Below are 22233 nucleotides of genomic sequence, written 5' to 3'. Positions count from 1 at the left end.
TCTCGATTACTCAGCCGCGCATAGTCTTGATTCGGCCCGGTCGTAGCCGACTAAAGCCCCGGCGAACGGCAGGCGTCGCCACGCCAATATACAGGGTTTCAAAATCCTGCAATGGCGTTCTTCGCCCATCCACGGGGGGTTCAGCTACCATACTTCCAAAGCCTTGACTACACGCCTGAACCGGCTCCCGAAAACGGCTTTTCGCCGCATTGCGAGAGGCCGGTAAGTAGCTCAAATCATAGCCATCCCACCGTTGACGTGAATCGTCTGTCCGGTGACGTAGGCGGCCTCGTTCGAGGCCAGATAGACCGCTGCCGCAGCGATATCCTCGGGCGTCCCGAGCCGCGCCGCAGGAACCTTCGCCAGGATGGTTTCGCGCTGCTTGTCGTTCAGCGCATCGGTCATCGGCGTCTTGATGAAACCCGGCGCGATGCAGTTGGCGGTGACGCCGCGCTTGGCGTATTCGGCGCCCAGTGTCTTGATCAGGCCGATGATGCCGGCCTTCGACGCGGTGTAGTTGCCCTGCCCCGGATTGCCGGTGACGCCGACGATCGAGGTGATCGCGATGATGCGGCCGAAGCGCTTGCGCATCATCAGTTTGGTCGCCGCGCGTGCCAGCCGGAAGGTCGCGGTCAGGTTGACCGCGATGACGTCGTCCCAATCCTCATCGCGCAATTGCACGAACAGATTGTCGCGGGTGATGCCGGCGTTGGCGATCAGGATATCGACCTGCCCCATCGCCGCTTCCGCCGCCGGCACCAGCGCCTCGACATCATCCTTGCTCGAGAGGTTGCACGGCAGCACGTGAACGCGCTCGCCGAGCTTGGCCGCGAAGCCGTCCAGCACCTCGCGCCGGGTCCCCGAGATCGCGACCGTCGCGCCCTGCGAGTGCAGCGCCTGCGCGATCGCGCCGCCGATGCCGCCGGTTGCGCCGGTGACGAGTGCGGTCTTGCCAGTCAGATCAAACATCGAATTCCCCTCCCGGCTTCAAGCCGACGCTGCCAGCGCATCCTTGGCCGCAGCAATATCGTTCGGACCGCCGACGGACACGCCGACCGCGCCATCTGCAATGCGCTTGACGAGGCCGCTCAGCACCTTGCCGGCGCCGATCTCGAAGAACCGCGTCACGCCCTGCGCTGCCATATAGGCAACCGACTCGCGCCAGCGAACGGTGCCGGTGACCTGCTCGACCAGACGGCGGCGGATCTCGTCGGGATCAGTGATGGCGGAGGCCAGTACGTTGGAAACGAGCGGCGCTGCGGGCGCCTTGATGGTGACGCCAGCCAGCGCCTCCGCCATCGCATCGGCCGCCGGCTGCATCAGCTTACAGTGGAACGGCGCCGAGACCGGCAGCAGCATCGCGCGCTTGGCACCCTTGGTCTTGGCGATCTCGACGGCGCGGTCGACCGCCGCCTTGTCGCCGGAGACCACCACCTGGCCGCCGCCATTGTCGTTGGCGGCCTGGCAGACCTGGCCCTGCGCCGCCTCATTGGCGACCGCGACGGCCGCCTCGTAATCCAGGCCGAGCAGCGCGGCCATCGCACCAGCACCGACCGGCACCGCCTTCTGCATCGCGAGCCCGCGGGTGCGCAGCAGCCGCGCGGTGTCGCTGACGGTGAGGCTGCCGGCGGCGGCCAGCGCCGAATACTCGCCGAGCGAATGCCCGGCAACGAACGCAGCGTTGCGGCCGACCGAGAAGCCGGCTTCGCTCTCGAGCACGCGCAAGGTGGCGATCGAGACCGCCATCAGCGCCGGCTGGGCATTTTGGGTGAGCTGCAGCGTTTCCGCCGGACCATCCCAGATGATCGCGGTCAGCTTCTCGCCCAGCGCGGCATCGACCTCGTCGAACACCGCCTTGGCGACCGGAAAGGCATCGGCCAGCGCCTTGCCCATGCCGACCGCCTGCGAGCCCTGCCCGGGAAACGTAAATGCTGCCGTCATCGGCGATCCCTACCTTGTTGAGCGTGATCTCCGCGCAGGCGCCTCGCGCCTGCCGCAGGGGAAAACGGTATCCGCGTTGCGCGAAACGCGCCACAGCGGGTCCGGGCCAATCCCTTGCAACCAAGTCATGCAACCGGCCTCAGACCGGGCCGTAAGACACCGTTGGGGGGCGCGATGTCAAGCCGCGTGGGCGGAACCCCTGGGGATGCCGAACCGGTTCGGCCCTAGAATCCGCCGGCATTCTGGTCAGCGTTAACCTTGGCACCGGCCCGCGCCCGGCGGGCGCTGTTGACCAATTGCCCCGGCCGGTCCTCGTGGACAGGCCTCGCCGTCGCCAGCCGCAGCACGGCGGCGTAGCCCGGCTGCACCTCCATCCTGTCGGCAAAGCGGCTTCCGCTCAGGATGCGGTGGACGCGCGGCAGGTTGTAGCACGGCACGTAGAACAGCAGATGATGCTCGAGGTGATAGTTCACGTAGTACGGCGCGATGAACAGCCGCTCAAGGAGGTTGGCCCGCGTCGTGCGGGTGTTGCGCAGGGGATCGGCGCTGTCGGGCACGACGGCATGCTCGGCGATGTTGCGGATGCGCGTGATCACCATCATCCAGGTCAGGAGCGGCACCAGCCACAACAGCGGATAGGCCCACCACACGCCGGCGGCGGCAAGGCCTGCGAACAGCACCGCGTTGGTGACGCATTGCGGCCCGAGCTTCTGCCGGAAGTTGGCGGCGCGCTGCGACAGCGGCCACTCCTTCGGCCCGATCGCGTTGAGCAGCTGCGCCTTGCGCTGCTGGTAGCCGGTCTGCCCGGTGATGTCGCGAAGGAATTTCCGGCGGTAGCTCAGCTTCGTGATCGGAAACGGCGCCGACAGCACGAGATCCGGATCGTCCTCCTGCTGCGTCCGCGCATGATGCTGCAGATGATAACGGCGATAGCCACGGGTTTCGGCGAAGATCGGATAGGCGCAGAACCATTGGCTCAGCGTCAGATTGGTCCTCTCGTCCGCCGACAGACAGCCATGCGCGCCGTCATGCATCAGGATGGCGAGGCCGAGCTGGCGCGAGCCGATGGTTGCGACGGCGAGCAGATAGGTGAGCGGATTCGGCCACCACGCTACCAGCGCGATCGCGCCCAGGATCAGCGCCCAGGCGTGCGCGATCAACGCGACACCCTTCCATGTCGTGCGCTCGCGCACCGCCACGAGTTCGTCTTCGGTGAGGAAATCGCGGGCACGCATGCGAAGCGCGGTCATGAGCTGGTCTCCCCGTCCGGAGCGGATGAACTGTCGCGGTCGCCAACCAGGCGCAGGCGCGTCGTGTCAGCGGCCGATGTCGATGTTGCCTGCTCGCCGAGCGCGCGCAGCAATTCGCGGCACATCTCCTCGGCGCCGCGGCCCATCGCAAAACCTTCGACGATCACGCCGATCGCAATCGCCCAGAACCGCCGCGAGCTCTCTTCGGGGGCGCGCAGCGAACGCCAGCCGTGGCGCTCGACCTGGCCTGCATAGGCACGCGCGCCTTCGCTGTGCAGGCGCTCGATGGTGCGCTCGACCAGCGGCGCGAGGTCCTGCCGGCGCCGTGTCAGGGTCAGGGCTTCGGCGAAGAAGGCGACCGTGTCGGTCGCGGTCACGGTCTCGGCCAAAGCGTGGGTGTATTCGCGCGGCGTGTGGGCCTTCAGGGCAGCCTGCTCGGTCGCGCGCGCGAGATAAAGCATGTCGCGGCTGGCGGCTTCGACGAACAGCGCCTCCTTGGTGCGGAAGTAATAGGTGATCTGGCTTGGAAAGGCGTCCGCCGCGGCGGCGATGTCGGAGATCGAGGTGCCGGAGAGCCCACGCTCCTTGAACAGGCGGCTCGCGGCATCGAGCAGCAGCGAGCGCATCTTGCGCCCCGCCGACCGCGTCGCGCGGACCGCGTGTTTCGGATCGGACGCAGACATGCCGCTGGCGGTCTCCGAACCCATCGATCATCCTCCCGGATTTATTTGTATGATATACAAACAAAGAAATCAACCGAAAACGGCCGAAAGTTGCGCGGAAGGGCCTGACGCCTACGTCGCCTTGCAAATCCCGGGGCCCGGCGCCTGCCTGGACCCTTGCCTTCGCAGCCAAAATCCGTATAAAGCGCGCCATTCGTGGGCTCCGGCCGGGAGCTGAACGGACGGTCTCAGCAAACTCACCCGTTGATTTTGATGTGGCAGGGCCAGTCGGCCCGTCGTCCCGTGCTCCCGCCTTCTGAGCAGCTCGAGTCCTTTCCGAAGGTCTCGAAGGGCTTGTCGCCGGAAACCCGCGCCAACACAGGAAAGGACAACCATGCCTCTTTATGAGCATGTTTTTCTCGCGCGTCAGGATGCGAGCACCCAGCAGGTGGATGAACTGACGGCCCAGATGACGGGTATCGTCGAACAGGGCGGCGGCAAGGTCACCAAGACCGAGAGCTGGGGCGTGCGCTCCCTCACCTACCGCATGAACAAGAACCGCAAAGCGCATTTCGTGCTGATGAACATCGACGCTCCGTCGGCTGTCGTCACCGAGATCGAGCGCCAGGAGCGGATCAACGAAGACGTCATCCGTTACCTCACCGTGCGCGTCGAAGAGCACGAGGAAGGCCCGTCCGCGATGATGCGCAAGGCCGACCGTGATCGCGAGCGCGATGACCGTGGTGGTGGCTTCCGTGGCGACCGCGAAGGCGGTGGCTTCCGTGGCGATCGCGAAGGTGGTTTCCGTGGCGACCGTGGTCCGCGCCGTCCGCGCGACGAAGAAGCTGCGACCGAGGAGTAATGAATCATGGCTGATGCTGGTGCCCGCCGTCCGTTTTTCCGTCGTCGCAAGTCCTGCCCGTTCACGGGCGCGAATGCGCCGAAGATCGACTACAAGGATTCCAAGCTGCTGATGCGTTACGTCTCCGAGCGCGGCAAGATCGTGCCGAGCCGCATCACGGCCGTGTCCGCCAAGAAGCAGCGTGAGCTCGCCCGCGCCATCAAGCGCGCGCGCTTCCTCGGCCTGCTGCCTTACGTTATCAGGTAATTGACGACGGCCGGCGGCATAAGCCGCCGGCCGCTTACTCTCATAAGGCTTCCGGGTCGTTCCGGTCGCCGATGGTTGGGGTTCTCGACTGAGGACCCCTAACCGCTCAAAGGGGGCGGGACAGCTGATGATCGCGATATTCATCGTTGCACTTGCAGCCGGCGCCGCGTCGGCGCTGATGTTCGCCTCGATCGTTTCGGGCGCGGCGATCTCGATCGTGCTGTTCTATCTGGCCCCACTGCCCGTGATGGTCACGGCGCTCGGCTGGGGCCCGCTCGCCGCCACCATTGGCGGCATCGGTGCGGCATCCGCGCTCGGCGCGATCTTCGGGCTTCCCTACTGCATCGCTTTTGCCATGATGGTCGCCGTGCCCGGCTGGTGGCTCGGCCACCTCGCACTGCTCGGACGGCCGATCGCGGGCGCGGCCGGCGATGGCGCCACCCAACAGCCGCCCGCGCTGGAATGGTATCCCGTCGGCCGGATCCTGCTCTGGATCGCGGCCTTTGCGGTGATCACCACGACGGCAACGCTGCTCACGCTCGGCTCGGATAGCGATGCGATTACCGGCGCTTTGCGACGCGGGCTGCTGAAGGTGCTCAGCAGCGGCGAAGGACAAGGCGGCGGCGAGATCGAACGGCTGGTCGACATGCTGGTGATCCTCGCGCCGCTGGCCGCGACGATCCTCTCGATGGTCACGCTGACGCTGAATCTGTGGCTGGCCGGCAAGATCACGCAGACCTCCGGACGGCTCAACCGGCCCTGGCCGGAACTGCGCAGCACCGCGCTTCCCGCCATGACGCTGGTCGCGCTACTGGTGGCGGCGGCGCTCAGCTTCGTCGGCGGCATGCTTGCGCTGCTTGCCCAGATCATCACCACGGCACTCGTGATCGGTTATGCGCTGGTCGGCTTCGCGGTGCTGCACACGCTGACGCTGTCGCTCAACAGCCGCGGCTTCTGGCTCGGCGGCATCTACGCCGTCGTCGTCATGTTCGGCTGGCCGGTCGTTGCGATCTTCGCGCTCGGCATTGCCGACGCCGTATTCGGACTGCGCCAGCGCTATCTGCAAACCAGACCGCCGCCGCTGCCCGCGGCCTGACATTCGATCCAACCACTTAAACCCGATACTTAGACTCTAAAGGAGAACGAAAATGGAAGTCATTCTGCTGGAACGCGTTGCCAAGCTTGGCCAGATGGGCGAAGTCGTGCGCGTCAAGGACGGGTTCGCCCGCAATTTCCTGCTGAAGCGCGGCAAGGCGCTGCGCGCCACCGAGGCGAACCGCGCCAAGTATGACGGCATGAAGGCCGAGCTCGAGGCCAACAACATCAAGGCCAAGGGTGAAGCCAGCGTGGTCGCCGAGAAGATCGACGGCCGCGACATCGTCATCATCCGCCAGGCCTCCGAATCCGGCCAGTTGTTCGGCTCGGTCACGGTGCGCGACATCGTCACCGCGCTCGCCGCCGACGGCGTGACCGTCGCCCGTCCGCAGGTCTGGCTCGACTCGCCGATCAAGGTGATCGGCAAGCAGAAGGTGACAATCGCGGTTCACCCCGAGGTCGAGACCAGCGTCACGGTCACGGTTGCCCGCTCCGCCGAAGAGGCCGAGCGCATCAAGCGCGGCGAGGACATCTCGACCCGCCAGGAAGACCAGGACGCTGCCGCCGAGGCGCTCGCCGCCGCCGGCGAATTCTTCGATCCGGAAGCCCAGCACGACGACGAAGCCGCACCGGCTCCGGCCGCCGAAGAGAAGTAAGCTTCTCGCGATCGTCGAACCGACCACATGCGACCAAGCCCGGCCCCATCAGGCCGGGCTTTGGATTCGTGCCGCCGCCTGATCGTCGAGCATCGCGATCGATGCCAGCGCGGTCGCGGTGTGCTTCTCCTTGCCGTCGATGACGCAGAACACGTCGGCCGCGACGACGGCGACCTGACGCCCCGGCTTGATCACGCGCGCCCGGCAGATCAGCCGATCCCCCGACGCCGGCGACAGCAGGTTGAGTTTGTACTCGGCCGTCAGCGCCGGCTGGCCGCGCGACGTCGCGGCCGCAATCGTGGTGGCGTTGTCGACCAGAAACGCCGTCACCCCGCCGTGAAACAGGCCGTGCTGCTGCAACAGTTCGGGCCGGCGGTCGACCGCGAGCGTGCACGTTCCGCGCGACAGTTCGGCCACTTCAGCACCGACAAGTCCCATGAAGCCCTGACGGCCGACATTGTCGCGGATCCGCGTTTCGATCGGCGCAAAGTCCGGATCGGTCTCGTTCATGACGTCCCTCCTGTTCGCTCCGGCGCTCCCGGCGCCACCACCGCGCGGATCGCGCAGGCGATCAACGTCTCGGCCTGTTCGCGCGGATCGCCGGGCTGGCGGCCCGACAGATAGGCGCGGCAGAAGATCTGCGCCGGCCCGATGATCTGGCTGAAGAACAGCACCGCGCTCATCGGCAGCAATTCGCCGCGCGCGAGCAACGGTGCGCGCCAGCGCTCGATGCCGTCGGCAAGCCGCGCGTTCTCGGTGCGCTGTGCGCCGCGCACCTCCTCGCCCCACTCGCTGCGTGAAATCTCGAACAGGAAGCGTGCCTCGCGCCTGGAGGTCACGACCCAGTCGAGATGGGCGTGGATCAGCCGCGCGACGCCCTCGCTGGCGCCGCATGTCTCGTCGACCGCGGTGATGATCGCGGCGTGATAGGCCTGCAGGATCTCGAGGAACAGGGTTCCGGCGAGCGCCTTCTTCGAGGTGAAGAAGTGGAAGAAGCTGCCGTTGGACGCACGGGCGCGGGCGCGGATCTCGGCCACCGTCGCGCCCTCGAAGCCATCGCGGTCGAACACCGCCAGCCCCGCGGCCAGCAGATCTTCCCGTGCCGTGCTCACTTCGCCTCCCCGGTATCTCCTTGGCTAGATCATTACTCTAGAGTTTTACTCTAGCGACGGTCAAATGAAAACGCCGGACCTCATGGGCCCGGCGTCGGCAGTTACTTCGAGCTTGGCGCTTCCGGCGTGCCGGAGCCTGACGTCGTCGGGGGTGGAGGCGGCGGCGGCGGAGGTGCCGTCGCGGTCACCGGCGCGGCGGGCGCCGGTGTGGGAGAAGCCGCAGCGGCCGGCTCGGGCGCGGTTGGCGCCGGAGCGACCTGCGGCACCGGGTCGGAACGCACGGCAGAAGGCTCGCTGCTCTTGGGCGCATCGATCTTGGGCGCATCGAGCTTGGCCGCGTCGGGCTGGCTGGCGGGTTTCGCCGGCTTCTCGGCCTCACCGTTGTCCTCGTGCTTCACGGCAGTCTGGGACTTCGGCTCGTCGCCGGAGGTCTCGCCCTTGGCCGCCTCGCCCGACTTCGGCTCCTCGACCGGCTTGCCGCGGCGGCCATGCTTCTGGCGCGACGGCTTGCCCTCGCTTGCGGCCTGCGGCGTCTGACCGTCCTCCGGCTTGGCGCCCTCGGGCGTTTCGGTCGGGCGGGCCATCCGCCGGCCGCGGTGGCCATGACGTCCCTCGGCCGGCGCCTGGGTCAAACCGTCGGCATCGGGCTTTGTACCTTCCCTGGCACCTTCCTGCGCCGCTGCACCCTGGTGCTGCCGGCGCGACGGACGCTCGGAGGCCTGCTCCGGAGGCTGGTTTGCCTCCTGCCTGCTCTCCCTGCCCTTGGCTCCCTTGGGCTGATCCTTGGCCTGGTAGCGCGGGTCGTTGGCGCCGTTCGAAATCAGATAGGACGCGAGCACCCCGGCCATGTCGCTGGAAGTCGTGTAGTGCTGACGCAGAAAGCCCGGCAACGAACCGGCGGGCACGGTCTTCAGCAGGCCGCGCGGGCTCTTGTGGCACGCTGTGCAAGTGTTTGCGAAAATCTGGGAGGGGCTTTTGCCGGCCTCGAGGTTTTGCGCGCGCGCTGACCCGGCCGACAGGCCAACCAGCAGCGTCACCGTCGCCAGACTGAGGGCTCGGCTCAACATTCCTTAAGTCTCCAGATTCCGGAAAATTCGCCGCCTGTGCCTGATGGATCGGCCGCGGCGGTCACCTTTTAGACGATTATCGCGCGAATGGAAGCGCGCGCGTGACGCATCCACGCAATTGTCACATTTTGGAATATCGGCTTTGAGCACAACGCAATAGCGCGATCCAATTCCCTGCCTATGTTTTGGTTTGGGGACACATTGGAGTGATCAACTCCGGTGGTGTCGGTGTGCAGCTTGCCGTTCCGTTGGTGTTTCGATGGACCGATTGTTGCGATACTTCTTGGGGCGCTTCATCCGCCGCGGTTCGATCACGTTCACGACCGCGAGCGGCGCTCAATTCAGCTGTGGTGACGGAACCGGCGTTCCGGTTGCCGCGCGCTTCATGTCCAGGGCGGCCGAAATCCGCATTCTGGTCGACCCAGAACTTTACCTCGGCGAAGCCTTCATGGACGGCACGTTCGTGGTGGAGCAAGGCACTATCGCCGACGTCCTGGCTGTGCTGATGGGCCAGGCAGCCATGTTGCCGAACTTTGCCAGGTTACAGGCCTGGCTGCGCTTCCTCGGTCGGCGCGCCCAGCAGATCAATGTGCGCGGCCGCTCCAGAAGTAACGTCGCCCGCCATTACGATCTCGACGGCCGCCTCTATTCGCTCTTCCTCGATGCGGACAAGCAATACAGCTGCGCCTATTTCGAGACGCCGGACGCGACGCTGGACGACGCCCAGCTCGCCAAGAAGCGCCACCTCGCCGCAAAGCTTCTGATCAAACCAGGCCAACGCGTGCTCGACATCGGTTCCGGCTGGGGCGGCCTCGGGCTCTATCTTGCCGAGATGAGCGGCGCCGACGTCACCGGCGTCACGCTGTCGACCGAGCAGTTGCAGATCTCCAACGCCCGGGCGGCTGAGCGCAACCTGGCGCAATCGGCGCGTTTCCTGATGCAGGACTATCGCGACATTCCCGGCCCGTTCGACCGCATCGTGTCGGTCGGCATGTTCGAGCATGTCGGGGTCGCCTACTACGAGACCTTCTTCAAGCGCTGCGCCGAGCTCCTGAGCGATGACGGTGTCATGATGCTGCACTCGATCGGCCGCTCGACCGGTCCCGACGTCACCAGCCCGTGGATCCGGAAATACATCTTTCCCGGCGGCTACATTCCGGCGCTCTCGGAGGTCATGCCGGCGATCGAGAAGGCCGGATTGCTGATCTGCGACATGGAGATCCTGCGCCTGCACTACGCCGAGACCCTGAAGGCATGGCGCGACCGCTTCATGGCGCGGCGCGAGGAGGCCGTCCGGCTCTACGACGAGACCTTTGCCCGGATGTGGGAATTCTACCTGGCGGCTTCGGAGATGTCGTTCCGCGTCCAGAACATGATGAACTTCCAGCTGCAGCTCACCAAGCGCCAGGGCATCGTGCCGATGACCCGCGATTATATCGGGCGCGAGGAAGGCCGGCTGCGCCTCAAGGAAGCCGGCGCCTCAAGGCCCCGGCTGCAACTCGCCGGCGAGTGAATGCGCTGTAGGAGGTGCTGCTAGTTGCGCAGGCTGTAAGCCGACCCACAATGGGCGAAGCTTGGGGCCGGACGCGCCAAATGCGCTACGGCGGCGGACACCAGCCTGGGATCGCAGGGAACATTCCGGACCTCCGGACGCGCCGCCTGCTCCATCGCATCGACAAGCGCCACCAGCCAGCGGCGGTCCATGCCGCCTGCCCTGCCAAGTCCTGATCGCGCGGTCTGAAACTCTCGAGCCATCGACGCCGTATCTTCCCTGAGCAAGGACAACCCGGAATCCGCCGGGTCGTTCCCGCGAAGCTGCCGCAAAGAAAATGCGACAGATGTGATCTGCTTCACAGAGGTCCGCTCCGGGCTGTCGTAGTGGTCCAGAATGACCCCAGAAACGCATCAGACGATGTTGGACCCGCAGCGCGACCTCGTGACCGACTACGCCTTGATCGCAACTGGCGTAGCGGCCGCCTTGATCGCGCTGGCTTTCCTCATCCTGATCTGAGCCACGAACGCCAGCACCGACCTCGCTGCTGGTTGGGCGCGGCTGCCCGCAAAAAGGTTCAGGCTGCGCCGAATTTTCGCCAATGACATCGCTGACCGGGCGGCCTCCGCCCGATTCCGGGCAAAACCCCCGTCAAGCGGAATACGTCCGGCCGTCCCGGATTCACACATCGCGTTGTGTGAATCGTGCATAAGAAACATCCGTCCTTTCGCTTCGTGCCGGGCTGGCGCTTGATCGCCGCCCCACAGCCGAAAATCTCAGTTACGACGAAATCAGAAGAATAAGCTCGTCCATGGCCTTGATTGATTCGAACGTTCACAAGCTCGCGCCCGACGCCGCATCCCCGGCCTACCGGAGCGCGCCGCACAACATCGAAGCGGAACAGGGCCTCCTGGGGGCGATCCTGGTCAACAATGACGCGTTCTATCGCGTCTCCGATTTCCTCGAGCCGAAGCATTTCTTCGAGCCGCTGCACCAGACCATCTACGAGACCGCGAGCTCCCTGATCCGGATGGGCAAGGTCGCGACCCCCGTCACCCTGAAGACCTTCCTGCCAGCCGATACCGACATCGGCGGCATGACGATCAGCCAATACCTCGCGCGCCTCGCCGCCGAAGCGACCACCATCATCAACGCACAGGACTACGGCCGTACCGTTTACGACCTCAGCCTGCGGCGCAATCTGATCCAGATCGGCGAGGAGATCGTCAACGTCGCCTATGACGCGCCGGTCGACTTTGCCCCGCGCGCGCAGATCGAGGATGCCGAGCGGCAGCTCTACAGCCTCGCCGAAACCGGCCGCTATGACGGCGGCTTCCAGCGCTTTTCGCAGGCCCTCACGATTGCCGTCGACATGGCGGCGAAGGCGTTCCAGCGCGACGGCAAGCTGTCCGGCATCTCGACCGGCCTGCGCGACCTCGACGCCCGGATGGGCGGCCTGCAACCGTCCGACCTCATCGTGCTCGCCGGCCGTCCCGGCATGGGCAAGACGTCGCTCGCCACCAACATCGCCTACAACATCGCCAAGGCCTATGAGGGCGAGGTCCAGCCGGACGGCACCACCAAGGCGATCCACGGCGGCTGTGTCGGCTTCTTCTCCTGCGAAATGAGCGGCGAGCAGCTCGCCACCCGTATTCTCGCCGAACGCACCGGCATCCCGTCGAGCCATATCCGGCGCGGCGGCATTTCCGAACTCGATTTCGAGAAGATCCGCGACTGCTCGATCGAGTTGCAGTCATTGCCGTTCTACGTCGACGAAACCGGCGGCCTCTCGATCTCGCAGCTCACTGCCCGCGCCCGCCGCCTCAAGCGGCAGAAGGGCCTCGACCTGATCGTGATCGACTACATTCAGCTGCTGCAGGGCTCGGGCAAGAAAGGCAATGACAACCGCGTCCAGGAAATCACCGAGATCACCACCAATCTGAAGGCGCTGGCGAAGGAACTGAACGTACCCGTGATCGCGCTGTCGCAGCTCTCGCGCCAGGTCGAAAACCGCGACGACAAGCGCCCCCAGCTTTCCGACCTTCGTGAATCCGGCTCGATCGAGCAGGACGCCGACGTCGTGATGTTCGTGTATCGCGAGGAATACTACCTTGCCAACAAGGAGCCGCGCCCCGGCACCCCCGAGCACGAGAAATGGCAGATGGAGCTGGAACTGGCCCATGGCAAGGCCGAAGTCATCATCGGCAAACAGCGCCACGGCCCGACCGGCACCGTCGAACTGCACTTCGAGGCCAGCGTCACCAGGTTCGGCGATCTCGCACCCGACGGTCAGATTCCGGATCACTCCCATTGATTCAGCGGCGCGGTTGAACGGCAGAAGCGCGACGCGTACAACTGCGCCATGAACATCGTGACCGACGCGAAATCGCAGCTGACGCCCGACGCCAATCTGCTGGCGGCCCATCCGACCGCCACCGGTATCCTGACCGTCGACCTCGACGCCATCATCGCCAACTGGCGCAGGCTCGAGAAGACCGCTGTCCCGGCGGAATGCGCCGCCGTGGTCAAGGCCAACGCCTATGGCTGCGGCGCCGAGCAGGTGTCGCGGGCGCTGGCCAAGGCCGGCTGCAAGACCTTCTTCGTCGCCACCGTCGAAGAGGCCGCCGTGGTCCGCGCGGCCGTTCCGCAGGCGACCGTGTACGCGCTCGGCGGCTTCTTCCAGCAGACCGGCGATGCCTATGCCAAAATCGACTGCAAGCCCGTGATCGGCGATCTCAATGAGCTCGCCGAATGGGACGTGTTCTGCCGCCGCTCCGGCTGGTCCGGCGGCGCCGCCATCCATATCGATACCGGCATGAACCGGCTCGGGCTCACGGTCAGCGAAGCGCAGGGCATCATCCCGCGGATCAATGCCGGCGATCACGGCATCACGCTTGTGATGAGCCACCTCGTCTCCGCCGAGTTGCTCAACAGTCCCGCCAACGCCAAGCAGCTTGCGAGCTTCCGCGAGATCGCGAGCCTGTTCACCGGCGTGCCGGCCTCGCTGGCGAATTCATCCGGCGTGTTCCTCGGCGCCCAATTCCAGTTCGAGATGGTGCGGCCCGGGTGCGCGCTCTACGGCGTCAATCCGACGCCGGAGGCCGATAACCCGATGCAGCCTGTGGTCGACCTCAAGGCGCGCATCGTGCAGATCCGCAACATCGATCGCGGCGAGACCGTCGGCTATGGCGGCACCTGGACCGCGCGGCGGCCGACCCGGCTTGCGATCGTCGCCGCCGGCTATGCCGACGGCTATTTCCGCGCCGCCAGCGCCAATGACGGCACCCGCGGCGCCGAGGTCGTGGTCGCCGGCAAGCGCTGCCCGATCGCCGGCCGCGTCTCGATGGACCTGATCGCGGTCGACGTCACCGACCTCGACAAGAACGCGGTGCGGCGCGGCCACATGGTGACGCTGATCGGCGAAGGCATCACCGTCGACGAGCTCGCGCATCATTTCGGCACCATCGGCTACGAGGTGCTGACCAGCCTCGGCCGCCGCTTCGTGCGCATCTACAAGGGCGGCGATGCCGTCGCCGCGAGCGACACCGTCGCCGCGAAGAGCGATGCAGTCGCCGAGAAGAGCGAGCCTGCCGCCACGCCGGCGGCGCCTCCCGCCTTGCCGACGGCAGCGCCCGCTGCACCGCCGCCATTGCCTGCCGAGCCGTCCACACCGGCCAGCTGACCCGATCGATCGTCGCGCATGAAGATCGCGACCTTCAACATCAACAATGTCAACCGGCGGCTGCCGAACCTGTTGCGCTGGCTGAAATCGGCCAAGCCCGACGTCGTCAGCCTGCAGGAGCTGAAGGCAAGCGACGCCGAGTTTCCCCAGGCCGCGATCGAGCAGGCCGGCTACGGCGCGGTGTGGCAGGGGCAGAAGACCTGGAACGGCGTCGCGATCCTGGCGCGCAAGGCCGAGCCGGTGCTGATCCGCACCGCCCTGCCCGGCGACGCCGGCGATCATGAGGCGCGCTACATCGAGGCCGCGGTGCGCGGCATCGTCGTCACGAGCCTCTATCTGCCGAACGGCAATCCGCAGCCCGGTCCGAAATTCGACTACAAGCTGGCCTGGTTCAAGCGGCTGCGCGCGCACGCCGCCAAACTGCTCAAGCAGGACGTGCCGGTCGTGCTCGCCGGCGACTACAATGTCGCGCCGGCGCCGTTCGACATCTATCCGACCCGTTCCTGGGACAAGGACGCGCTGATCCAGCCGAAGAGCCGCGCCGCGTTCAAGGCGCTGGTCGACCAGGGCTGGTGCGATGCGATCCGCACGCTGCATCCGGATGATCCGATGTTCACCTTCTGGGACTACAAGCGCCAGCGCTGGCCGCGCGATGCCGGCCTGCGGCTCGATCATCTCCTGCTCAGCCCACAGGTCGCGGCGCGACTTCAGAAAGCCGGCGTCGATCGCAACATCCGCGGCGAGGAAGGCGCGAGCGATCACGCGCCGGCATGGGTGGTGTTGAAGTGATCGGTGGTTGCCCCACACCACTGCTGTCGTCCCTGCGAAAGCAGGGACCCATAACCACAGGTCGCCATTGTTGAACGACGCCCGAACGACGAGTCCCACCAACAATATCCGCTGCGGAGTATGGGTCCCTGCTTTCGCAGGGACGACGACGGTGGGAATCCGATTCATCCGTCAAACAGCTGGTTCGGTGTCATCACCCGCGAAAGCGGGTGATCCAGTATTCCAGAGACGGCAGTGCTTGAGCCGATAGCCCGCGGCGCACCGGATTGCCCGGTCAAGCCGGGCGATGACATCACGCCGGCATTCGTACTGTCGCTGCGGGCGACGGCGCATCCGTGGATCAGCGGCGCCCTTGCGCTGTCGCGAACGATGAGGTCACAGTAAGTCCCACTCCCGGAGCGCGCAGGTGGGCTTCCTCTTCGTCCTGATCGTCGGCCTGGTCGCCGGCACCATTTCCGGCATCGTCGGCACCGGCTCGTCGATCATGCTGATGCCGGTCTTGGTCTATCAGTACGGACCGAAGCAGGCAGTGCCGATCATGGCGGTCGCCGCCGTAATGGCCAATCTGTCGCGCATCCTGGCGTGGTGGCGCGAGGTCGACTGGCGCGCCTGCCTCGCCTACTCGATCACGGGCATCCCGGCCGCCGCACTCGGTGCGCGCACCTTGCTTGCGCTGCCCTCTCATGCGGTCGATGTTGCGATCGGCGTGTTCCTGATCGCGATGGTGCCGGTGCGGCACTGGCTGGCGCGGCACGAGCTGAAGGCCAATCTCTGGCATCTCGCAATCGGTGGCGCCGTCATCGGCTATCTCACCGGCATCGTGGTGTCGACCGGTCCGCTCAGCGTGCCGCTGTTTTTGTTCTATGGCCTCACCAAGGGCGCGTTCCTCGCCACCGAAGCGGCGAGCTCGCTCGGGCTCTATGTCAGCAAGTCGGTGACGTTCCAGCGATTCGGCGCGCTGACGCCTGATATCGCGCTGAAAGGCCTGATCGCCGGCGCCTCGCTGATGGCCGGCGCCTTCATCGCCAAGCGCTTCGTGCTGCAGATGAAGCCGGAGGCGTTCCGCCTGATCATGGACGGCATCATGCTGGCGGCGGGCGTGTCGCTATTGTGGTCGGCAATGGCAGCGTAGGCTCGCAGCGATATCGTGATTTTACGGGGGTCGACGCGCCTGGACGTTGTACTCCGAAAGAGCCCTGCCGAGCGCCCGGTTCCCGGTGTTATCCGGATTGCCTCCATCCGGCGACTGCGTTTATGACGATCTCATTACTTGCACTCGATCGTTTGCGGACAAGCACTTTGCTCTAGCAGGCATCGCGGGATTGATCGACGACCCGGATGCGAATCCCCAGGAGTCAGGCAGCACAAGGTGCGCAATCGAGCGCGCGCCTCAGCGTCTGGTGTCGGCCTGACGGATTCGAGATCGCAAGTCGAAGCACTGGGACTGGCGGGCTATCGGAACCCCGGCAGGCGAGAAAGGCAGACGCGCGATGCGCAAGATGATGATCACGACTGCGGTGACCGTAACGCTCGCTGTTGCCGGCTCGGCCTTGTGGCCGACAGCAAGCCCCGACGTCGAGCACTTCGGAGACAGCGTCTACGAAACGATCTGGGTCTGGCGCATTCCGGCCTACGCGAACAATCCGTCTTGGCGTGTTCGCTGGAGCTGGAGCGATCCGCTGCGCGCGCAGGCAAGATGCTGCCGGGCTTTGCCGACGGGCTCGGTGCTGCGCGGGAATTCACCGCTGCTGCTGTCCGGGCGAGCCATCCGCGTCTAGAGCATGATCCGGAAAAGGGCGAAGCGGTTTTCCGAAAAGATCATGCTTGGACAAGAAACCAAATCGCGACATCTCATCGCGCTTTGGACACGGCGGCCGAGAGCATCATTCAGGTTCCACGCGCCGGAGAGCATTTGATTCAAATTCTCGCTGTAGTTGAACTTACTTTTTATCCTTAACCAGAAACACGATCTTTAATTTACATCTACAAGGTGTGGTTTACCTTGTCTCCGCGAACACAGCGGAGACAGGGACAACAAGATGCGTCAGCTAGGCCTTACCCTGTCGCTGATCTTCCTTCTGGCAGCACAAGGTTTTGGCGTCGCCGCGGACGATACGAAACCCGGCCAATCGGCTGCCGTCGCCGACCGCGTCGCATGTTCCCTGCAGCCGAAAGCCACGGAACCGTCCGATCCGTCGTCGACCTCGGCGATACCGCACGTCGAAAAATTCATCGCGAAAGAGCATTTCAAGGAAGACGTTGCGTCGAGCGCTTCGGTCAAGATCTCCTGGCTGGGCGCGACATTCGCCAAGCGCTTCGCGAACAAGGTCGAGGACGATGTCGGCGGCGCATCGTTGCAAACCTTCGTCATGAACGCAGCCTCGAGCGACAACGAGATCCTGGCCAGACTGGGCCAGAGCCACGAGAGCCGGCTGGCCGACGTCTGGTGCATGTTGCAGCAACAGCCCAACGGCAGCGGCGGCTCCCTCGAGATCAGCGCCAAGCCGAATGTGTTTTACGTCCGCGATGTCGCGGGAGAGCTCGGTGCCGTCGACGTGCTCTGGGGCGGCGTCGGGTGGGAGATCGGCGCAAGCCCGGTGAGCGACCGGCCGCGATGGCCGGCCGGAACACGGGTCTTCTCCCGCTGATTCGGCGTGCGGCGCTGAGATAGTCTGCAACAGAACGTGTTGCGCGCATGGTGGCCCGGTTCTGCTAGGACGGCGTCGTCTGCTTTGGGGGCTACGCGCGTGGGCGCATTGATCTTCGACTTCGACGGTGTGATCGCCGACAGCGAGGCCATTGCCAACACCGTGCTGGCGAAGACCGTCAGTGACCTCGGACAACCGACCACGCTCGACCAGGCACTCGGTCGCTATTCGGGCAAACGATGGGCCGACGTCATCGCCGAGATCGAAGCCGCGATCGGACGACCGGTGCCACCGATTTCCTGAGCGCGTTCAACCGCGCCACGCTGGACCGGCTTCGCTCTGACCTCAAGGAGGTCAGCGGCGCCACCGACTTCATCCGGAAATTCTCCGACATGCCGCGCTGCATCGCCTCGTCCAGCTCGATGGAGCGCCTGCAATTGTGCCTCTCGGTGCTTGGACTGGAAGCGGAATTCGACGGCCGCGTCTTCAGTGCCGACATGGTCGCGCGCGGCAAGCCGCATCCCGATATCTTCCTGCTTGCCGCCGAGCAGCTCGGCGCAAAGCCCAGTGCGTGCCTCGTCATCGAGGACACCGCCGGCGGCATCAGGGGAGCGGTGGCGGCCGGCATGACCGCGATCGGCCTGTGCGCCGCGAGCCACATCCGCGACGGGCACGACGAAGTCCTGCGCAACGCAGGCGCGGTAAATCTGGCGACCTCGTGGCGCGAAGTGGAGCAGATCGCCCGGCATTTCTTCCGGATGGCTGGGTGATCCATCGAGCATGTCGCTCGCATCAGGCTTTCCGTGCTAAGCAGCCGTGCATCGTCGACCACGCGACTCATCTGCTCCATGGCCAAATCCACCCTCTCCTTCGTCTGCCAGAACTGCGGCGCGGCGTATAATCGCTGGCAGGGCAAATGCGACTCCTGCGGCGAGTGGAACACGCTGGCCGAGGAAGACACCACGGGCTCGGTGCCGGTCTCGATCCGCAGCAAGCGCAAGGGACGGACGTTTGCGCTGGAATCACTGTCCGGCAAGACCCAGGACGCGCCGCGGCTGTCGTCCGGCATGACCGAGCTCGACCGCGTCACCGGCGGCGGCTTCGTCCGCGGCTCGGTGCTGCTGGTCGGCGGCGATCCCGGCATCGGCAAATCGACGCTGCTCACGCAGGCCACCTCCATGATGGCGCGCGCCGGCCACCGCGCGGTCTATATCTCCGGCGAAGAGGCGGTGGCGCAAGTGCGGCTGCGCGCCGAGCGGCTCGGGCTCGCCGATGCGCCGGTGCAGCTGGCGTCCGAGACCTCGGTCGAGGACATCGTGTCGACGCTGTCCGAAGGCGCGGTGCCGCGCCTGATCGTGATCGATTCGATCCAGACCATGTGGACCGATACGGTGGAATCCGCGCCTGGCACGGTGACCCAGGTCCGCGCCTCGGCGCAGGCCCTCATTCGTTTCGCCAAGAAGACCGGGGCCGCGATCATCCTGGTCGGCCATGTCACAAAGGATGGCCAGATCGCCGGCCCCCGCGTGGTCGAGCACATGGTCGATGCGGTGCTGTCGTTCGAGGGCGAAGGCTCGCAGCAGTTCCGCATCCTCCGCTCGGTGAAGAACCGTTTCGGCGCGACCGACGAGATCGGCGTATTCGAGATGACCGGGCTCGGCCTGCGCGAGGTCACCAACCCCTCCGAATTGTTCCTCAGCGAACGCGAGCTCGGCAGCCCTGGCACGGCCGTGTTCGCCGGCATCGAGGGCACCCGCCCGGTGCTGGTCGAATTGCAGGCGCTGGTGGCGCCGACCTCGCTCGGCACGCCGCGCCGCGCCGTGGTGGGCTGGGACCCGAGCCGGCTGTCGATGGTGCTGGCGGTGCTCGAGGCGCATTGCGGCGTCAAATTGTCCGGACATGACGTCTATCTCAACGTCGCCGGCGGGCTGCGCATCCAGGAGCCGGCCGCGGACCTCGCCGCGGCCGCCGCACTGGTGTCCTCGCTGGTGAATGCGCCCTTGCCGACGGATGCGGTCTATTTCGGCGAGATTTCGCTGTCGGGTGCGATCCGCCCTGTCGCGCAGACCCCGGCCCGGCTCAAGGAGGCGCTCAAGCTCGGCTTCGGCCGCGCCATCCTGCCCGAATCGGCCCGCGGCGAACCGGGTGGCGATATGGGGCTCTCGTTCAACAGCGTCGGCAATCTGACCACGCTGGTCGCGGAAATTGCGGCGCGCGGCACGCCCAGAGGCGGCCGGGCTGCGCCGAGGAACGACCAGGGCGGCTCCGGGGGCACTGATGCGGCTGAGAAAAATGCCACACCGGCCCGATTCCGTCGCGAGACGAGCTAATGCAGGCGTGACGTAACAGCCCCCCGCCGCTATACATCCGCCGCGCGGGACAGGTGGCGCTCCGGCCTTGCCGGATGCCCCCGATGCGCCTCAGTTAGGACGGCACCGAGACGCCGATTCGCGAGAGCCTTAACGACGTAAGCCCTTAACAGCATACCGAAACGTACCAGCGGACCTGACCAGCCGATGCCCATAACGATCCTCGATCTCGTCCTGCTCGGCGTGATGCTGATTTCGGGCCTGCTTGCCATGGTGCGCGGCTTCATGCGCGAGATCCTGTCGATCGCGGCCTGGGGCGCCGCCGCGCTGGTCACGCTGTATGCTTTCTCCAAGCTGCTGCCGACTGCCAAAACTTACTTCAATAACGACACGGTCGCGGCCGTGGTCGTGGTGGCCGGCACCTTCATCGGCACGCTGATCGTGGTCTCGGTGATCACGGTGCGGATCTCGGACATGATCCTGGATTCCCGGATCGGCGCGCTCGACCGCACCCTCGGCTTCCTGTTCGGGCTCGCCCGCGGCCTGCTGATCGTGGTCGTGGCGTTCATGTTCTTCACCTGGCTGGTTCCGGACAAGCAGCGGCCCGATTGGGTGACCGGCGCGAAGTCCCGGGTGGTGCTGCAGGGAACCGGGGATTGGCTGATGTCGCTCTTGCCTGACGACCCCGAGAACACCATCTTAAAGAAGTTCAAGAAGAATAAGCCAGACGACGATTCTGCGGCTGATACCAACGATCAGGCGACGCCGGCGTCGGGTGATGGCTATAGCAAACCTGCGCGTGACAGCTTGAAAAAGCTGATCGAGAAACCCGCGGGCCGATAAACTGTTTGGGCCCTTACGAGAGGCGATGAACGAGATGCAAACCCCTTCCGATCACGCCGACCAACTGGATCTCGACCTCGGCCCGACGGAATTGCAGGAACATCTCCGGGAAGACGATCTCCGGTACCACCCCGACCTGGATGGCGACACGCTTCGCGAGGAATGCGGCGTGTTCGGCATCTTCGGCCACTCCGAGGCCGCCGCGATCACCGCGCTCGGCCTGCACGCCTTGCAGCATCGCGGCCAGGAAGCCGCCGGCATCGTCTCCTTCGACGGCGGCCGCTTCCACAGTGAACGCCGCCTCGGCCTAGTCGGCGACGCCTTCTCCCGCCGCGAGGTGATCGACCGCCTGCCCGGCAACGCCGCGGTCGGCCATGTCCGCTACTCCACGACCGGCGGCACCATCCTGCGCAACGTGCAGCCGCTGTTCGCGGAGCTCAGCGCCGGCGGCTTCGCGGTCGGCCACAACGGCAATTTGACCAACGGCTTGACCCTGCGCCGCGAGTTGGTCAAGGGCGGCGCCATGATGCAGTCGACGACCGACACCGAGGTGATCCTGCATCTCGTCGCGCAGTCGAAGCGCACGCGTTTCATCGACCGTTTCATCGAAGCGCTGCGCACCATCGAGGGCGCCTATGCGCTGGTCGCGCTGACCAACAAGAAGCTGGTCGGCGCACGCGATCCGCTCGGCATCCGCCCCCTGGTGCTCGGCGATCTCGACGGCCATCCGATCCTGACCTCGGAGACCTGCGCGCTCGACATGATCGGCGCCAAATATGTCCGCGACATCGAGCCCGGCGAGATCATCGTGTTCGACGAGAAGGGCGCGCACAGCCACAAGCCGTTCCCGCCGAAGCCGGCGCGGCCCTGTATCTTCGAGTACATCTATTTCGCGCGGCCGGATTCGATCGTCGGGGGCCGCTCGGTCTATGACGTGCGCAAGGCCTTCGGCGCGCAGCTCGCGCGCGAGAGCCATCCCGAGGTCGACGTCGTGGTGCCGGTGCCGGATTCCGGCGTGCCCGCCGCGGTCGGCTACAGCCAGTATTCCGGCGTGCCGTTCGAGCTCGGCATCATCCGCAACCACTATGTCGGCCGCACCTTCATCCAGCCGACCCAGACCGTGCGCGAGCTCGGCGTGCGCATGAAGCATTCGGCCAACCGCGCGGCGATCGAGGGCAAGCGCATCATCCTGATCGACGACAGCCTGGTGCGCGGCACCACCTCGAAGAAGATCGTGCGCATGATGCGCGACGCCGGCGCCCGCGAGGTGCATTTCCGCCTCGCCTCGCCGCCGATCCTCTATCCCGACTATTACGGCATCGACCTGCCCGATCGCGGCGGTCTGCTGGCAGCGACCCATTCGCTCGAGGAGATGCGCGACATCATTGGCGCCGACTCGCTCGCCTTCCTGTCGATCGACGGCATGTACCGCGCGATGGGCTATGAGGGACGCGATCCCGCCAGCCCGAAATTCGCCGACCACTGCTTCACCGGCGCCTATCCGACCCACCTCACCGACCAGAGCGAGACCGAGCCCGCGCCGCGCCAGCTCTCGCTGCTGGCGGAGGCGAGCTGACGG

General features: G+C 65.7%; 23 protein-coding genes. 16 read left to right on the top strand and 7 right to left on the bottom strand.

Annotated elements, in window-relative coordinates:
• Positions 1-231: 231 nt before the first annotated feature.
• The 4 genes from fabG to CK489_RS25665 form a co-directional block, all read right to left on the bottom strand.
• Positions 232-969, bottom strand: coding sequence for a 3-oxoacyl-[acyl-carrier-protein] reductase (gene fabG, locus CK489_RS25680; protein ID WP_050627630.1), 738 nt, complete (start codon positions 967-969; stop codon positions 232-234).
• A gap of 18 nt (positions 970-987) precedes the next feature.
• A complete protein-coding gene (gene fabD, locus CK489_RS25675; protein WP_095734258.1) occupies positions 988-1941 on the bottom strand; it encodes an ACP S-malonyltransferase in 954 nt (317 codons plus the stop codon).
• Between the two features lie 224 nt (positions 1942-2165).
• Positions 2166-3191, bottom strand: a complete 1026-nt coding sequence (locus CK489_RS25670) for a fatty acid desaturase family protein (RefSeq protein WP_095734257.1) — start codon at positions 3189-3191, stop codon at positions 2166-2168.
• Positions 3188-3898: a TetR/AcrR family transcriptional regulator C-terminal domain-containing protein gene (locus CK489_RS25665; RefSeq protein ID WP_050627556.1), complete on the bottom strand. Its 711-nt coding sequence runs from the start codon at positions 3896-3898 to the stop codon at positions 3188-3190. The genes CK489_RS25670 and CK489_RS25665 overlap by 4 nt, the downstream gene beginning before the upstream one ends.
• A 349-nt stretch (positions 3899-4247) precedes the next feature.
• On the opposite strand from CK489_RS25665, the gene rpsF reads away from it, so the two are divergent.
• The 4 genes from rpsF (at position 4248) to rplI (ending at position 6712) form a co-directional block, all read left to right on the top strand.
• Positions 4248-4715 carry a 30S ribosomal protein S6 gene (gene rpsF, locus CK489_RS25660; protein WP_021079846.1) on the top strand — a complete coding sequence of 156 codons (468 nt, stop codon included), beginning with the start codon at positions 4248-4250 and terminating at the stop codon, positions 4713-4715.
• A 6-nt stretch (positions 4716-4721) separates the two neighbouring features.
• Complete coding sequence (gene rpsR / locus CK489_RS25655) at positions 4722-4961, top strand: 30S ribosomal protein S18 (protein WP_016844287.1); 240 nt, start codon at positions 4722-4724, stop codon at positions 4959-4961.
• Positions 4962-5088: 127 nt separating this feature from the next.
• Positions 5089-6057, top strand: coding sequence for a DUF2232 domain-containing protein (locus CK489_RS25650; protein ID WP_095734256.1), 969 nt, complete (start codon positions 5089-5091; stop codon positions 6055-6057).
• A gap of 52 nt (positions 6058-6109) precedes the next feature.
• Entirely contained in the window at positions 6110-6712 is a 603-nt protein-coding gene (gene rplI / locus CK489_RS25645) for a 50S ribosomal protein L9 (RefSeq protein WP_050627554.1), read from the top strand.
• 48 nt (positions 6713-6760) lie between these two features.
• Here the strand turns inward: rplI and CK489_RS25640 are convergent, their stop codons facing one another.
• From CK489_RS25640 to CK489_RS41450, 3 genes are all read right to left on the bottom strand, one after another.
• Complete coding sequence (locus tag CK489_RS25640) at positions 6761-7222, bottom strand: PaaI family thioesterase (protein WP_050627553.1); 462 nt, start codon at positions 7220-7222, stop codon at positions 6761-6763.
• Positions 7219-7824, bottom strand: coding sequence for a TetR/AcrR family transcriptional regulator (locus CK489_RS25635; protein WP_050627552.1), 606 nt, complete (start codon positions 7822-7824; stop codon positions 7219-7221). The genes CK489_RS25640 and CK489_RS25635 overlap by 4 nt, the downstream gene beginning before the upstream one ends.
• A gap of 101 nt (positions 7825-7925) precedes the next feature.
• Positions 7926-8891 carry a prolipoprotein diacylglyceryl transferase gene (locus CK489_RS41450; RefSeq protein ID WP_158226504.1) on the bottom strand — a complete coding sequence of 322 codons (966 nt, stop codon included), beginning with the start codon at positions 8889-8891 and terminating at the stop codon, positions 7926-7928.
• Positions 8892-9150: 259 nt separating this feature from the next.
• On the opposite strand from CK489_RS41450, the gene CK489_RS25625 reads away from it, so the two are divergent.
• The 12 genes from CK489_RS25625 (at position 9151) to purF (ending at position 22230) form a co-directional block, all read left to right on the top strand.
• Positions 9151-10404 (top strand): cyclopropane fatty acid synthase, encoded by a 1254-nt coding sequence (locus CK489_RS25625; protein ID WP_095734254.1) that lies wholly within the window; start codon positions 9151-9153, stop codon positions 10402-10404.
• A 790-nt stretch (positions 10405-11194) separates the two neighbouring features.
• Positions 11195-12697, top strand: a complete 1503-nt coding sequence (locus CK489_RS25615; protein WP_050627549.1) for a replicative DNA helicase — start codon at positions 11195-11197, stop codon at positions 12695-12697.
• Between the two features lie 48 nt (positions 12698-12745).
• Positions 12746-14065 carry an alanine racemase gene (gene alr / locus CK489_RS25610; protein ID WP_095734252.1) on the top strand — a complete coding sequence of 440 codons (1320 nt, stop codon included), beginning with the start codon at positions 12746-12748 and terminating at the stop codon, positions 14063-14065.
• 18 nt (positions 14066-14083) lie between these two features.
• Positions 14084-14854 (top strand): exodeoxyribonuclease III, encoded by a 771-nt coding sequence (xth, locus tag CK489_RS25605; protein WP_095734251.1) that lies wholly within the window; start codon positions 14084-14086, stop codon positions 14852-14854.
• A 406-nt stretch (positions 14855-15260) separates the two neighbouring features.
• Positions 15261-15986 (top strand): sulfite exporter TauE/SafE family protein, encoded by a 726-nt coding sequence (locus CK489_RS25600; protein ID WP_095734250.1) that lies wholly within the window; start codon positions 15261-15263, stop codon positions 15984-15986.
• Between the two features lie 358 nt (positions 15987-16344).
• Positions 16345-16632 (top strand): hypothetical protein, encoded by a 288-nt coding sequence (locus CK489_RS25595; RefSeq protein WP_095734249.1) that lies wholly within the window; start codon positions 16345-16347, stop codon positions 16630-16632.
• Positions 16633-16893: 261 nt separating this feature from the next.
• Positions 16894-17502, top strand: coding sequence for a hypothetical protein (locus CK489_RS25590; protein ID WP_095734248.1), 609 nt, complete (start codon positions 16894-16896; stop codon positions 17500-17502).
• Between the two features lie 99 nt (positions 17503-17601).
• Positions 17602-17805, top strand: coding sequence for an HAD family hydrolase (locus CK489_RS25585; RefSeq protein ID WP_095734247.1), 204 nt, complete (start codon positions 17602-17604; stop codon positions 17803-17805).
• Positions 17742-18272 (top strand): HAD-IA family hydrolase, encoded by a 531-nt coding sequence (locus tag CK489_RS25580; RefSeq protein ID WP_095734246.1) that lies wholly within the window; start codon positions 17742-17744, stop codon positions 18270-18272. The genes CK489_RS25585 and CK489_RS25580 overlap by 64 nt, the downstream gene beginning before the upstream one ends.
• Positions 18273-18350: 78 nt before the next feature.
• Positions 18351-19832, top strand: coding sequence for a DNA repair protein RadA (gene radA / locus CK489_RS25575; protein ID WP_095734245.1), 1482 nt, complete (start codon positions 18351-18353; stop codon positions 19830-19832).
• A 186-nt stretch (positions 19833-20018) separates the two neighbouring features.
• On the top strand, positions 20019-20654 hold the full coding sequence (locus CK489_RS25570; RefSeq protein WP_050425444.1) for a CvpA family protein: 636 nt from the start codon (positions 20019-20021) through the stop codon (positions 20652-20654).
• Between the two features lie 34 nt (positions 20655-20688).
• Complete coding sequence (purF, locus tag CK489_RS25565) at positions 20689-22230, top strand: amidophosphoribosyltransferase (protein WP_095734657.1); 1542 nt, start codon at positions 20689-20691, stop codon at positions 22228-22230.
• The last annotated feature ends 3 nt before the right edge of the window (positions 22231-22233 follow it).

The organism is Bradyrhizobium sp. UFLA03-84 (assembly GCF_002289535.1).
In the GTDB taxonomy this organism is placed as follows: domain Bacteria; phylum Pseudomonadota; class Alphaproteobacteria; order Rhizobiales; family Xanthobacteraceae; genus Bradyrhizobium; species Bradyrhizobium viridifuturi.
This window is presented reverse-complemented; position numbering and strand designations above follow the sequence as displayed.

Bases quoted from the DNA above. Each gene is read 5' to 3' on its own strand.
- fabG (WP_050627630.1), bottom strand. From the start codon at position 969: ATGTTTGATCTGACTGGCAAGACCGCACTCGTCACCGGCGCAACCGGC.
- fabD (WP_095734258.1), bottom strand. From the start codon at position 1,941: ATGACGGCAGCATTTACGTTTCCCGGGCAGGGCTCGCAGGCGGTCGGC.
- CK489_RS25670 (WP_095734257.1), bottom strand. From the start codon at position 3,191: ATGACCGCGCTTCGCATGCGTGCCCGCGATTTCCTCACCGAAGACGAA.
- CK489_RS25665 (WP_050627556.1), bottom strand. From the start codon at position 3,898: ATGGGTTCGGAGACCGCCAGCGGCATGTCTGCGTCCGATCCGAAACAC.
- rpsF (WP_021079846.1), top strand. From the start codon at position 4,248: ATGCCTCTTTATGAGCATGTTTTTCTCGCGCGTCAGGATGCGAGCACC.
- rpsR (WP_016844287.1), top strand. From the start codon at position 4,722: ATGGCTGATGCTGGTGCCCGCCGTCCGTTTTTCCGTCGTCGCAAGTCC.
- CK489_RS25650 (WP_095734256.1), top strand. From the start codon at position 5,089: ATGATCGCGATATTCATCGTTGCACTTGCAGCCGGCGCCGCGTCGGCG.
- rplI (WP_050627554.1), top strand. From the start codon at position 6,110: ATGGAAGTCATTCTGCTGGAACGCGTTGCCAAGCTTGGCCAGATGGGC.
- CK489_RS25640 (WP_050627553.1), bottom strand. From the start codon at position 7,222: ATGAACGAGACCGATCCGGACTTTGCGCCGATCGAAACGCGGATCCGC.
- CK489_RS41450 (WP_158226504.1), bottom strand. From the start codon at position 8,891: ATGTTGAGCCGAGCCCTCAGTCTGGCGACGGTGACGCTGCTGGTTGGC.
- CK489_RS25625 (WP_095734254.1), top strand. From the start codon at position 9,151: ATGGACCGATTGTTGCGATACTTCTTGGGGCGCTTCATCCGCCGCGGT.
- CK489_RS25615 (WP_050627549.1), top strand. From the start codon at position 11,195: ATGGCCTTGATTGATTCGAACGTTCACAAGCTCGCGCCCGACGCCGCA.
- alr (WP_095734252.1), top strand. From the start codon at position 12,746: ATGAACATCGTGACCGACGCGAAATCGCAGCTGACGCCCGACGCCAAT.
- xth (WP_095734251.1), top strand. From the start codon at position 14,084: ATGAAGATCGCGACCTTCAACATCAACAATGTCAACCGGCGGCTGCCG.
- CK489_RS25595 (WP_095734249.1), top strand. From the start codon at position 16,345: ATGCGCAAGATGATGATCACGACTGCGGTGACCGTAACGCTCGCTGTT.
- CK489_RS25590 (WP_095734248.1), top strand. From the start codon at position 16,894: ATGCGTCAGCTAGGCCTTACCCTGTCGCTGATCTTCCTTCTGGCAGCA.
- CK489_RS25580 (WP_095734246.1), top strand. From the start codon at position 17,742: ATGGGCCGACGTCATCGCCGAGATCGAAGCCGCGATCGGACGACCGGT.
- radA (WP_095734245.1), top strand. From the start codon at position 18,351: ATGGCCAAATCCACCCTCTCCTTCGTCTGCCAGAACTGCGGCGCGGCG.
- CK489_RS25570 (WP_050425444.1), top strand. From the start codon at position 20,019: ATGCCCATAACGATCCTCGATCTCGTCCTGCTCGGCGTGATGCTGATT.
- purF (WP_095734657.1), top strand. From the start codon at position 20,689: ATGCAAACCCCTTCCGATCACGCCGACCAACTGGATCTCGACCTCGGC.